The organism is Acinetobacter sp. FDAARGOS_559, from assembly GCF_003940475.1.
Lineage (GTDB): Bacteria > Pseudomonadota > Gammaproteobacteria > Pseudomonadales > Moraxellaceae > Acinetobacter > Acinetobacter baumannii.
In genome coordinates, this window is record NZ_RKJG01000002.1 from 1 (window position 1) to 13,744 (window position 13,744).

The 13,744-nt window shown below is 36.7% G+C and carries 11 protein-coding genes; all 11 read right to left on the bottom strand.

Annotated elements, in window-relative coordinates:
* Positions 1 to 2,981: conjugal transfer protein TraG N-terminal domain-containing protein (locus EGS71_RS00035; RefSeq protein ID WP_133307016.1), on the bottom strand; the 2,981-nt coding region annotated here is incomplete at its 3' end.
* Between the two features lie 15 nt (positions 2,982 to 2,996).
* Positions 2,997 to 4,424: a conjugal transfer protein TraH gene (locus EGS71_RS00040; RefSeq protein ID WP_000692620.1), complete on the bottom strand. Its 1,428-nt coding sequence runs from the start codon at positions 4,422 to 4,424 to the stop codon at positions 2,997 to 2,999.
* 33 nt (positions 4,425 to 4,457) lie between these two features.
* On the bottom strand, positions 4,458 to 4,787 hold the full coding sequence (locus EGS71_RS00045) for a hypothetical protein (RefSeq protein ID WP_000644930.1): 330 nt from the start codon (positions 4,785 to 4,787) through the stop codon (positions 4,458 to 4,460).
* A 38-nt stretch (positions 4,788 to 4,825) separates the two neighbouring features.
* Positions 4,826 to 5,638, bottom strand: a complete 813-nt coding sequence (locus tag EGS71_RS00050; protein ID WP_001037429.1) for a conjugal transfer protein TraF — start codon at positions 5,636 to 5,638, stop codon at positions 4,826 to 4,828.
* A complete protein-coding gene (gene traN / locus EGS71_RS00055; protein WP_000591718.1) occupies positions 5,631 to 7,688 on the bottom strand; it encodes a conjugal transfer protein TraN in 2,058 nt (685 codons plus the stop codon). The genes EGS71_RS00050 and traN overlap by 8 nt, the downstream gene beginning before the upstream one ends.
* Positions 7,685 to 8,392, bottom strand: a complete 708-nt coding sequence (gene trbC, locus EGS71_RS00060; protein ID WP_000733535.1) for a type-F conjugative transfer system pilin assembly protein TrbC — start codon at positions 8,390 to 8,392, stop codon at positions 7,685 to 7,687. Before trbC ends, traN begins: the two co-directional genes overlap by 4 nt.
* 14 nt (positions 8,393 to 8,406) lie before the next feature.
* Positions 8,407 to 9,450 (bottom strand): conjugal transfer pilus assembly protein TraU, encoded by a 1,044-nt coding sequence (gene traU / locus EGS71_RS00065; RefSeq protein WP_000713230.1) that lies wholly within the window; start codon positions 9,448 to 9,450, stop codon positions 8,407 to 8,409.
* Positions 9,447 to 10,085, bottom strand: coding sequence for a type-F conjugative transfer system protein TraW (gene traW / locus EGS71_RS00070; protein ID WP_000672680.1), 639 nt, complete (start codon positions 10,083 to 10,085; stop codon positions 9,447 to 9,449). The genes traU and traW overlap by 4 nt, the downstream gene beginning before the upstream one ends.
* Positions 10,072 to 10,572 (bottom strand): signal peptidase I, encoded by a 501-nt coding sequence (lepB, locus tag EGS71_RS00075; protein WP_001058570.1) that lies wholly within the window; start codon positions 10,570 to 10,572, stop codon positions 10,072 to 10,074. The genes traW and lepB overlap by 14 nt, the downstream gene beginning before the upstream one ends.
* 47 nt (positions 10,573 to 10,619) lie before the next feature.
* Positions 10,620 to 11,015 carry a hypothetical protein gene (locus tag EGS71_RS00080; protein WP_000778182.1) on the bottom strand — a complete coding sequence of 132 codons (396 nt, stop codon included), beginning with the start codon at positions 11,013 to 11,015 and terminating at the stop codon, positions 10,620 to 10,622.
* Positions 11,012 to 13,738, bottom strand: a complete 2,727-nt coding sequence (gene traC, locus EGS71_RS00085; RefSeq protein WP_000147410.1) for a type IV secretion system protein TraC — start codon at positions 13,736 to 13,738, stop codon at positions 11,012 to 11,014. The genes EGS71_RS00080 and traC overlap by 4 nt, the downstream gene beginning before the upstream one ends.
* Positions 13,739 to 13,744: the final 6 nt, after the last annotated feature.

The window sequence follows — 13,744 nt, forward strand, 5'->3', positions numbered from 1 at the left end:
CTTCTGTTCCACTGGCCAAATGAAGCACCATTACTGTTTATATGGGTTTCATTTTTTGGCATAACCTTTTCTTTCAACTCGGTAAATGCTTCTTTCGCATGACCAATAGGATCAAAATCAATCGTGTCCTTAATATCTTTACGTTTCCATTCTCCTACTTTTTCTTCAAGCTCAAAGTTTCTATCTTTTGTGTGCTCAGTTTTATTATGTTGATTCTGCTGAATAACTGACATATTACCTTCAATATCATCCAGACTATTTTTCACACCACTAATTGCTGAAGATGGCCCCGTATTCACTGACACTTGTTTAATTCCAGTACCAATATTGCTAGAATTTTCAGCAAAATCCGCACTGATCCCACTTCGGCTTCCCACATTGCCTTTATTTGATCTAAAGTCACTTGGCAAATTAAATTCAATTGGCTTTCCGTCAGCATATGTGCTTGGAGTCTCTTTAATTCGTGCAGTTTCATTAGCTAAATAATCTTGCATGTATTGGGTTTGTTGCTGCGGACTTAAATTACTAAATTGAACCTGGTCTAGGCCAAAATGTTGAGCAACTTCTTTTTTAAACTTAGGATCTTGTGCATAGTTATAACCACTTTCCATTGAATGAGAGCTTGCAAAAGAAGTACTACGTGCTTCTTCATTTCTTGAACTTAATTGTGCATTTCTATTTTCTGCATAACTATTATTTTCATAAAGGCTGGCCGAACGTTCATGACCATTTGATGAGGTGTGAGTTTCATTTTGACTTTCATGTTTGTTATGTTCTAGATCATTACGATAATTAACTCCGGTAGATACACCGCGATACTCATCAACTGCTGAAGTTCTGTTTTGACCTTCATCTTGTGTACCACTCCAGTTAATACCTTTCTGACCTTGTGCATAGACTCCAACACCAGCTTGAATACCAACTCCAGCTTTACCACCTTTACCACCTTTACCACCTTCACCTTTAGATTCAGGTTGAACATTCCCCGGATTAGTTGGAGAGCCAGCAACACGTTTTTCTTCAGAGCCTCCACCACCACTTCCGGCACCACCACCTAAGCCTAAATTTCCGTTTGCTCCGGCAGACATGGCCGTATAATCTGTCTTACTTAATGAAACACCCGTATGTGTAGTATCTGATTCGTTTTGGTTCGTTCCAGTCGTATACCCTTTCGAATTTCCAACTCCTGTTACTGAAGAATTAGATACACCCCTCTCATCCGTTAAGCCATATGTTTCAGATCTGTTATATGAGTTTGTATTCGTTGAACCAGTTGCTGTGTCATATGTCGCACCAACGCCATATACAGAATCTGTACTCTGTCCATATCGGTTTTCGTTGCTTCTGCTTATTGATTGGCCTGTATGAAGAGATTGCGCTGTTGTATCTTCAAGCTTTTGAGTATTCATAACTCCAGATGGGGTTAGTGTATGGCTAGTTCCATACTCATTTGTTAAAGTTGTTAAACCTCGGCTTTGTGAAAGATTGCTATCATATTTGTTCATTGAAGTGTTGTTGACTGAAGATGAATCAATATTAGTTTCACCCAATGTCATATTACCCATTGCCATTGAACTGCCGATCGACGAACCTGCTGAGGTAAAGCGCCCAACTATTTGATTTCCAATTGCAGCTATATCACCATAAAATCCTCGTGCTATCCATGCAGCTAGAGGTATAGTTAGAATTACAAATAATCCAATAACAGTTTGAATATCAACGACTGTGGAGTCTAATACCCCCATTTTAGTAAAGGGAATGCCCTCACTAAAATCTAGAGCTTCTGCTTTCCGTCTTAGATATAGCATTGAAGCATGATTAATTAATGCGAAAATTAGAGGAAAAAGGCCAAGCGTTAAAAAGCTTGTAAAGTAACCGGATAAAATATTTACTGCCGTACTCGGTTTTAAAACTATTAACATGACCGCTATTGGGAATGTTGCATATAGAACAACTTCTAGCCAATTTCTCACTATCGGAATGACTTCAAATGCTAATTTTGATAAAACTGCGGCTGCACCTTTCATTTGTTCTGAAGCTGCTGCTGCACCTGCCGATGCCATTAATTCTTGTATACGAGTTTGATCATTAATAAGTGCCGGTAATTCAGTATTTGCATCTTTCATAATGTTATTAAACATACTTTGTTTAACAGCATCAGAAGCACTTTGATTAGCTCCAAGTATCCAGCTATAACTTGTTCCAACAGCATTTGTATACATAGATAAAGCAGTCGCTTCATTAAAATCTATAAATGCATTTTTTCCGTAATAGCGCATTGCTGCTGCAATACCATCGTTAACTTGTTGCTTTAATCTTGTTGCTCCTTCGACACATGTGACGGTTTCAGGTGCACCTTTCAAAATACCCAGAGTTACAAATCGCGCTGGATTTGTATTGGAAAATAGCTTGTTCCAACTATCTGTTTTCTGCATCAAATCTTCAGCATTCAATACCCCATCTTGCATGTCGTAAATTGAACATTCTTTGATATATTGCATAATATCAGCACGCAAACTAGGACTAGTGATACTCATTTTATTTGTGTTTCTTATTAGGGCTTGACCAAAGCCCATATCACCAGTTCCTGTTAAACTTAGGCTGCTAGGTACGGAAGTAAGTGTTTCATATTCTTTAGTTATCCATCCCGTTGTGAAATTTGTTGTGAATGCTCCCATTGCTAACAGCCAGGGAACATTACCCACAATTTTTGGTGGCTCTTGCTTAAGTTTATCAACTACGGCCACTGAACTAACCGGCGCCATAATGATTACTACAATAAAGTAAGCCCAACCAAAATTTCTAACAAACTTTCCTAAATCTCTATCTAAAGCAAATACAAAAAGCGAAGCCATGATCGCAGTTAAAAAGATGAATTTTAAAGCCCCTACCCAGTCGCTACTTCCCATGAGAGATGCAACAGCATTAAGGATTAAGTAGGTACTTTCAACGTTCCAGTACGTTTCAATTGTAAAGTCCATAATTATTATCCCTACTTATTTATCTAATGTGTTAGCGAAGACAATTGACTGTCTTAAAGCTGGAGCTAAATTTGAATGTAAAGTTCGCTCCATATGCTGAACTTCCTGGGCGATATTAAATGAGACATTGGAACGTGCGTAAGCAACTTGCGTGCTTTGGTTCAAGTCTGCTCTTGTTTTATCTAAGGTTTCTCTAATCTTAGTAACTTCTTGAGCAGTTACAGCATCAGCCGTTCCAGCAATAATATTGCCTAAAGCAGCTTCAACCATCTTTGAAGTTATTTCAAAGTAAGCAAGAGCATATTTCGCTGCTATCAGTTCTTTGTACTGGTCTAAGGCCATCATTGCAGCAGTACTATCACCACCATATCGAGTATTCAGTGCTATGATTTTATAGATCGGAATATCTGTTAAATTGATGAATTGAATGATTCCACCAGCATCAGTAATTGGGCGACGTTGCGAAATAGCATCCGCTAGTAATCTCATCTTTTCATCTACTAGCGAATAGAATGTTTCATTAGTTGTTAAGTTGTCTTGAACAAGAGATGTACATTCATCTTCACGTGTACCATCGACACAACGCCAAACTGGAAATTGTGCTTGTGAACTTGCACTAGTACCAATGAGTGTAGAAATATTATCGATTCTTCGCGGATAAGCGACTATTTTAGGCGTTCCATTGGTTGGATCTTCAGTTATAACTACTGTACCCACCATTGCCATGATTAAGTATTTTTGGTCTGTAGGTAATGCTGAAATTTTTGATAATGCTTTCCAAGTCAAGTTACCATCCGGTATATGATTTTTCATATTTGGATCTTGATTAGATAAATTATCTAAAGTTTGATTTGTTTGTTGTGAATTTCCCTTATTCTTGGTCCATGCTTCTGTCATATCACTGAAGATATTTTTTATTGTTCCAAAATTCATTGAAGATTGTTCGCGTCCACGCAATGCAACAGTAGAAGTTGCTGCATTAACAATCCCTTTCGCTGCCTCACACGAATCAATGTTCATTCTATTAATTTGTTGAGAGGCAGATTGAAGAGCTTGCAGAACGTTATCGCAAGTCGGACATAAATTTTGTAAAGCTAATTTAAAGCCATATCCCAATGCATTTGAGCCGATATTTTTTAGCATGGCTACAAATTGTTCTTTATTTACAAAGCTGAAGCCACCCATATACAAGTCAATGCCGCCACAACCAGCATTAGCTGAAGGAGGGGTAATAGCAGCTAGATTATATGTGGTGTTGGGAGTTCGCATAAACAAACTCCCACCTGTCATATAATTCATAGTCTGGCCCTGGATTGCGGTTGGCTGAGTAACATTTCCACGCGCATTTATTTGGTCAAAAACTTCTTGCATTGAGGCTGGATCGGCATTTGCAGAAACCGTAATACCAAATAGAACACCTATAATTAATGCTTTAATTTTCATAACATCACCTTAAGCCGTGAGGCTCCTTTATTATTAAGATACTTGAATTGGTTTATCGCAATTCTCATCAGAGGTTTTAGTACCACTTAATTCTGGTTTTTTAAGTTTTCTGCTCCTTTCGTTTAATGAACTAGAATGTAAATGTTGCGGATCCGCAATCTTAGTTTTACTAGACGTTAATTCTTTATGTTCATTACAAAAACGGCCAGATTCAACTTTGATTAATCTATTTTTCTGAAGTGAATGAGCTGTTTCTCTTTCACTATTAATCTTCAAAAAAACATCTTGCATTGAGTTTGAGCCAGCGAACATAGGGCCAGAACAAATCAAAGATAAGGAAATTACTATTAATTTTGCTTTCATAGAGACACCATAAGCCCTTCGGCTCTAATTAATTAAGTTTAAAAATCTTGACCTGGTTGGGTATTTGTAAGTACCCAAATTCTTTCTATGACTTCATTTAAAGACATTACACCAAATCCAATCGGTGCGTGATCTTTAGTTTTTTTAGATGCAATAAAGGTAGCGGGTACTTTTTCAATACCCCATTTTTGTACCACTGCACGGCCATCTACAGGATTTGGAAAGTCAGGTAATCCAGCTCCATCAACACTAACGCCAAGCACTTCAAAACCATACATTTGTGATAATTGTTTAAGTATTGGAGCCATTTGATGACAGTACGGACAGTCTGATCTGAAGAAGAATATCAATCCTTGTTCTTTACTTAAGTTCTTAAGATATCCATCAATTTGCGTTTGCTTTGCCTGTGCTTGAACTTTAATCGCTGCATTATTAGATGGGTTTCTTAATGAATAATCATAGTCTGGATTCTGATAAACTACTCGTCTCCATTGGTCTGTAAATACAGTTGCTTTGTTTTGTACAAGATGCCATGCATCAAGATAATTTTTGATGTTCTGTTCTGTCGGATACATGACTGCTATATCTTCTCGTTTTTTTAACTCAGCTCGAAGTTCAGTCGCAGTCTTTAATTTATTTAAATCAGTAATAGGATCAAATAAAGGAGCTTGTTTAGGAGTTTCCTTTTTTACTTCCTGAACCGGCGTTTCTTCTTTTGGCTTATTACAATACCAGTTGACTTTAGTTCGATCACAATTCCAAACAGAGTCATAATCCAATACATTATTGGCTTTTGTTAGCTGAGTTAGCCCACTAAATACAACCATTGAAGCTAAGATTAATTTATTCACTGTAGTAACCTCCGACGGCTTGCTTATTTACCCGTTCTCTAATCTTTTCTGCTTTATCTCCCAAATCAACGTTTTTTGGCACTACTGAGTTTTGAAATTCAGTCATATCAATTTTAGAGAAATCTAATTTTTGCAATTGCTCAACAGTAATTCCTTCACAAGTTTCTAATGAAAGACCAAGCTGTTTTCTGCCCTCTCGGTTAATTATCTTTGCCAAGATACTTTTGAAACAGCAATAGGAACGACTCTCTTCAGTACAACCAAAAATAGTTTTTGATGAGCACCATGTCCGCGCATGAGTACATAAACTACCGCCACGTTTTACGGCCAAGTCCCGTTCTTCTTCGTTACATTGAAGCCATCCACCAGTCAGATCTCCCTGAAGGTTTTTCATCATTGAATCATCGTTATATAAATCATCATATTGATAAGTTGAGCCTTCTGTTTGCTGAGCTGCTTGTTCCGGGTTATTACCCATAGCTTGAGTTTGCTTACTTCCAGTTGCATTGTTTGAAGCTTTAGAAACGTCAACTTTTATTTCTTTACAACAGCTCATGATGTTATGACCAGCTAATAGCTTTACAGTACATGTTCCCCCTTCTCCATTGAATACTCTCAACGAACCTGTTGAATCTTTTTCGCCATACACGCCCGCTTCTCGCGTAGCTTCCATCATTGCAATTGCTTGACCAAAATCTTTATCCGGTTCTGAAGATTCTTGATAGCATTTACCGTCAGTACATTTAGCCTCTACACATACTCTTCGATTTTCTTTTCGTGCTTCTGAAGTTTTGCATTGATATGTTTGACTATAAGTTAAGCAATTACCTGCTGAGTCTTTGGATGAACAAACACTTTTAATTTGAGAACAACCAGCATCTATTAAGTTTTGACAATCAGACACATTAGTTTTTTCCGCACACATGAATTGTTTTTCTTCATAAACACATTCGCCATCAATTGTTTTTTTGCATTCTGATTTTATCTCTTTGCATGGTTTAATAGTCGGGTTGTATTTATCATAACAACCATTAACCTTTTGTTTTTTACATGCGCACGCAATTCTTGTTTTAATATTTACACTTGTCCACCAATCTGTGCGTGCATTCCAGTTTTCAAGTCTAACTGTATTAATGCCTTCTTTGATGAATGGTTTTAGATCCACATTCGTTGTTCCTGAGCAACAATGAGCGCCCCCCCAATTAAAACTCCATGCTTCTTTACCATTGATATAAAGTCTTGAACCGTCGTTATTCATAAAATCAGTGAGGCGAAATTCAGCCAAAGATTCCAGATTCTTAACTTCAAAACTATATTCGGCAGTATGTACTCCTTTAGAACCATCAGTTCCAAATAGGCCAATTTTTAAAAAGCCATTTTCCATTGTGATTGTTGAATTATGAAATGGTTTAGTCACTTTTAAAGTAGTATGATCAATTCCGCTTCCATCTTCTCCACAAATCATGTCTTTTATTGGAGAAATACAATCAGTAAAGAGAATTTTGTTTATGCAGCTTTCTGTAGAACTAGTTGAAAATACTGAGCACTGTTTATTTTCAAAAACTGGTTTAACATCGAATTCTTTATTGAAACAAAACTGATTTGTAGAACCTTCAATGCTTGCTTGTGTAGCACTTTCACCAGATACCTTTATAGTTTCCTTAGAGTCTTTTACTAGGGGATCTTTTTTTGGATCAATTTCATAAATTGGTCTAGATGTAGCACTCTTATTAACTAAATTAATAGCCTCACATTCCAAGTTAAGTTGATTGCTTCCACTCATATTTTGGTTTTGGCAGTTCGTAACTTTCTGGTTTCCAATACTATTAACGTTTCCCATTCCATTTTGATAATAGGCGGATTCAGGTGCGTTAGTTGAAAAATTTGGTACTGTATTCTGACCATTTTGAGAATTTACTAAAGAGGATGTGGACTCAATAGAATTTTGGCCAAAATCTCTCCCTTCCTCTTCTGCTGTTTTTGCATGTATGACGCTTGACATACATGCAAAACTCAATATTGTTGCTAATACATGATGTTTCTTAATCATTGATTAGCTCCTTTTAAAAAGGTCAGATATCTCTTTGCGATCTGACTCAATTCAGCCGTTTCTTTTTTCTCCATTTGTTCTAAGGCATATTCAAGACTTATATCACCCGTAATTTTGCTATGATTTTCGGGTAATACACAGCCTTCTTCATCTAGATTTTCTTCTGCCCGTGGTTTTACTAAAACTATAGCCGGTACTGAATCAACCCGGTATTGTTTAAACGCGTTAGGGTTAATTTGAATATTGGCTGATTTAACGCCTATCTGGGATATGGCTTTCGCCATTTCCATGTAGTTACCGTCTTTAAAACCTCTAAAGACAACTACGCCACCAGCCTTAGTAACATCTGTCACTAGTTTGTTTAAAGCATCTTTGGGCATAGATAAGCTTGCAAAAGCTAAAATACCATCAACATTTTTCTTATTTTCTGCTTTACGTTTATATCTTGCTGCAATGTCATCAAGATTTATACCATTTGGTTTTTGAACATTAATATTTGGAAAGTTGTTAGGACGTGCCTCAACACTTTTAAAAATTTCAATTTGCTTTCTTGCTTTTTCTTGAGCCATTTCCCAATCAGACTTTTTGAAAGTCTGATTTTTTACTTTATCCATTTCCTTTTTAATTTCTTGTTCGCTAGGAAAATCTGCACTGTGTACATTGCAAGACAACAAACAAATTGATGCTAGGATTAATTTTTTCATTCTAGTTACTCCTTTTAATACACATAGAACGGTGAAATAGGGCCCAAACAGCAATTTTTCTTTCTGAATAATTCATATGAGAAATGTTCGCCAGTTACCGGCCATGATTTCCCGGCACCCCATACACTTGTCGTTCTGCCGAATGGCTGACAGCATTTACCATTAATTTTTTTAGTTTGTGCCACTGGATAGAGCATCTGATATTTATATGCTGTTTTATCCATAATTGGTTGCGGATAAACGCCACACAATCCAGCTTCTCCATTGGTTCCCCAAGTTAGGAACTGACGATGCATTTTTGCTGCTAATCGTTGTGCAATTAGTGATGAAGCTTGAATATGACTAACATGTGCGCCAACGTTCCCATTTAATGGATAAATTGAACCATTACATCCAGCACACCAGAACAGACCATTTGAACCAAAACCTGCTGATGCTAATACGCAATCCCCTGCACATGCAGCTTGTGTAAGTGGGTTTGTGAATAAGGCTGCTTCTGGAGATAAAATTGCAGACAACTCATCATCATTCCACATCGGATCCAACTCAGTCATATATCCGATATCAAAGTATCCAGTTTCAGTACATGGATGCTCATAGATCACTTCTAACCACATCATGATTGGATCTGTATACCAGTGCGCTTGATAAAATGAGTGCCTATTGTTGTCATCATGCAAACGTACTTCACCTTCCGGTGCTTCTACACCTACGTCCAATTCAGTTCCTAATGAAACCATACAATAAGGAGTACGAGTTACATCTACTCGTCTTACTGGCTCCCAAAAACCTGTTTGAATTCCTAGATAGATTCTTGGGATCGCACAACTACAGAACAATTGCGATGGATTACTATTATCTTCTTGTCCACCTTTCCACAATGGCATTCCTCCCATGCTGATAGGAAAAATGCAAGACCAACAGATATCGCTAATTGGATTAGCAAATTCGCCTGGGCAACGTAAGCTTTTAGATCCATTATTATTTGATCCAGAGTCAGCGGCGAAGCTTAAATTAGTGAAAATTAAAAGGAATAAAATAGTAAAAAATTTCTTCATTTCACTAACTCCTTAGCTGGGACTTCACTAATCTCAAGCATTTTTCCATTTTGTCTAACAATCGATGGTACAGATGTAATTTGTAATCGCTTTGAGATATAACCGTACTGGTCAAAGTAGACTTGACGTTTCCAAGCTCTAGTCAAATCGAACCAAGAGCCATCTACTAAAATTGGAGTAATTCGATTTTTATACAATTCAGTTAATTTTTTTACCGCTTGTACTTGTTCTGGATCTGAGCCTTTAAAAAGAACTAGTGTTTTAGTCATGGTCACGGTATCCAATGGATTTACACTTGTTCCTGCTCTAGCAACCACAACCCCTTCATCAGTTTTTATGTCATTAGATAAGTGCATGGTTGGGTCAAATAACCTGACCTTCTTTACTGTAACAGTAGAAATATTTTCAACTGGTTTTGGGTTTTTAGCAGAGTTCATGGCACGTGAAACAGCTTCTTGCTGTTTCCGCTTTAACTCACCGGTTTTCTCAAGAGCCTTTAATTTCGTATAAATTTGCTCTAATGCATCCGGCTCTTGAATTTTATATACAGCTCCATTAACCCCTAAATCTTTGGAATTAGAGTTAAATGAAATCGCTAAAATTGGTAATAAAAAAAGATATTTAGAAAATTTCATAAGCTTTCCCCAAAATATATTGCTTGTTAATTGTTCCGACCTTTGCGTAACGACTATCAAGCGAGTCTTTATGAGGAGTGCTTACAAATATTTCATTTTTAGGAATTACTTGTGATGAGATAACTTCGAGCTGAAGCTTTCCATCTGCACTTTGTTTTTTTGCTCTACCAATGTATTTATCATTTATAAAGACGTCTCGATCTTTAACAACGATACGATCACCTTCAACACCTGATACAATTTTTACAAAAATAACGTCTTTAGGATATTTGATCTGGCCTTGCCATAAAAAACCAACTAAATCACCCTTTTGTACAGGCTCACCTTTTTTAATTACATATACTTTCCCACTCAAGCTTGTTGTGTGATTGACCGTATAGATAAACCATTTTTGGCATAACATTAGCCCTACACTGACAATCAACATCAAAACAAATGTCACTAGTAAGACGTTTACAACCTTAAACCTTTTAACTTCATTATTCATGAATACACCCTAAGCCGTCAGGCTCCTTAATCAAAAAATCTGTCTAATTATTTTTGATAGATTGTTTCTCTAACCTGTTGTGTGTAATCTTTTACACGATTAGTATCACTTAAAAGCGCTGCTTTATTAACCAAAATACATTTGCATTCATCACTGATTTTTTGAACTGCACTATTAAGTTGCTTAGTAAATTTTTGATTTTCGATATCTGCTATTTTTGATTGTTGAGCTAAATCAACATTTGCTGAATCAAGATTTTTAACGCCTTGATATAACAAGTCTGTTAGCTTTTTCTCATGTTCTTTTACCAGTGTCAGAATATCGATCGTAGCTATCTTTGGACGTTTCATATCATTGTAATAATCCATAGCTCCCGCAATAACTATTACGATGATTGTTAAAACTAAACCTTGAGTCATTTTTTGCATAGTTGAAAGTTTCATACTTCTTCAGCCTCTTTTTTACGCATTAAAGCGTATGTTGCTTCTGTCATACTCATGCCTTTATTCGTGCATTCTTCAATGAAGTTGTAGTCGTCTTTGTTTGTTGATGCCATAGCTAAAGAAAACGGATCCGCAACATGTCTTACGATGTGCTGACCGTTTGGTGAAGTAACCATAATTTCTGAATACCAACCGTGGATACTTTCAATTGACTTAATTTGTTTAATGACAGCTTCAGAAAAGTTCGCTTTTTTCTCTTGAAGTAACTTTTCAAAGCTTTGTTCATCTTGGCGTAAGAAGAATTTCCAGTCTGAAGAATTATATGCAGCTCTAGCAGCATCATTCGCAAATGCGTCATCAATACCTTGAGTACCCATGCCAAATGAACCAAAGTATTTACGTGCTCTACGATAACCTTCTTCAATAAAAGCTGCTGTTTCTTCTGTATCATCAAGTAGTTGCCATGCTTCATCTACAAACACGATTTTCCCTTGAGATCGCGATAAATACATATCTCGCATGATTCGGTTCATAACACCGAAAAGCACAACCGTTTTTAATTCAGGTGAGTCTTTTAGTTCTTCCAGTTCGAGATATATCATCTCGTTATTCATATCGATGTTGGCTTTACCATTAAAGTAACTTCCATACATCCCGTTTGTTTTGAAATTTTCTAACTGAGTACCAAGAGCCCAACCTCGTGCATCAATATTTCCGTTTTGATCTCTAATTTCTTTCAAGAAGTCAGAGATTTGGTCTACGCCATTGTTATTGCGGAATTTTAACCATGTCTCTCTAATAGCTCTTGAAAGGAGAGCTTTATCGTAATCGTCTAATGGTTTGGATGGTGAAGCCATTTTTGCATACATAGGCAAGAGCATTTTCATCTCTTGGGCAAATGTATTTAAGGTTCCTTCTTTTTCCGAAAGTTCCTCATCTTCAATTACCTCTAGCCATGTGAAAGGATTCATACAAATCTTTTCGCGCTTTGCGAAATCAATTGCTTGTCCTTTACCGAGCGCTACGAAGTTTTTAAATGAGCGTCCTACGTCAATAATATATATTTTGAAGCCCAAGCTTTTGTAAGCTGCCAAAATTTCAAGAGAGAAAACAGATTTACCAGCGCCTGACGTACCACAAATATAAAAATTATAGTTCCCCTGTTTATTTGAAAATAAATCAAAAAAACAAGGTGTTCCTCTGCGGCCAAATACCATAATTACCGGTTTACCGAAACCTTGCCATTCTGACAAAATTGGCATCATATCTACGGCATTAATAGTTGTTTTAGTCGTAATCAGCTTTAATTTCTTCAAATCATCTCTTGCCTTTTTTGTCAAAATCATAGGCATTGATGAATAAAGAAGTGGCAGTTGTAAGCAAGATAACGGCATTACGCTAAAGCCGTTTGACTTCCATAAATTGTCAACGTTTGCAGAATAACTATCTAGTTGTGATCTTGGAGCGAATATCCCGATTGTATGATAGAGCTCGCACATCCCTCCACCTTTATGTAGGTGATATGTGATCGCATTCCAATCTCTAGCAATTTCAGCATACTCAGGCTGCCATTTTGCCATTTTACTTTCAGCATTCTGTGTTGAACGAGCTTGCTTTATTCTTGCTTTGGTTTCAGAAGATGTTTTATCTAAGATATGAATACCCATCGAAATTATGTAAGGGCATGGATACTGAAGGGAATTTTCAAAAAAATCGCCAATTACATTTCCCATTTCATAAAGATGTTTGAATTTTGGATACCTCATAACTCCAAAACCACGAAATGCAATTCGATTGTCTTCTTCTAGATCTTCATCGTCATCTTCTTCAATCCATTCAGAATCATAGACTCTTACTGATCTATTAGTTCCCTTAGTTTTATCAATTATAGGTTGACCAAATACTATTTCAGACACACCAACTGTTGCTGAATGACCACGTGGTGTTAACTGACTTTTTATTGATTCTAGACGATTATAATCTTCACTGTAGTATGAGCGAGAAACTTGGAATTCATGTTCTGGTGGAACGGTTCTAAATAAACTCTCAGGGTCAAGCATTGGCTTAATTATTTTAAGCAGTAACATTGGTGTTAAAACAATATTAGGTAATTTAGCTTGTTGTAGTTGAGCACTTGTCTGATGCAACAACTCTTCCATTTGCTTAATTAGTTGTGGGTCTTTATAACTACCCGAACGTGTAACTGATAGAATAATTTTTGGTTTTTTAATAACGTAATATGAGTCTCTTCCGAACTGTGGCCGTCCTTTACGAGACTGGATATGTTTGATTCGATTCTTTGCAAATTCTATTGCGAAATCAGACACTTTACCATTCTGATATTCCGCAACACGTAAATCCAAGTACTCTTGAAGATCATCTTCAAAAATTGTATTACCGAAGTTTAATATCTGAATACCTGTTTCCGCAGGGAAACTTGAAATAATAGATACTATGCGAGAAACGAAGTCCTCATTTGATCCTGTCTGCGGTATGATTTCTAGAGCAAAGCTTACGGAAGGGCCATCATTATAATAAAGACTTCTTTTCACATTAAACATGTTGTATTTAAATATCTGATACATGCCGTAGCTTTCAAGAATCTTATTCGTTAAATCTACAGTTGAGAATTTTTTACCTGTCGGATCATCACCTAATACGTGGACCTTAAACCAGTTTGCGAGCATGGCTCTAAAATTGATTAGTTTGTTATTTCCAGTCATAAGTTA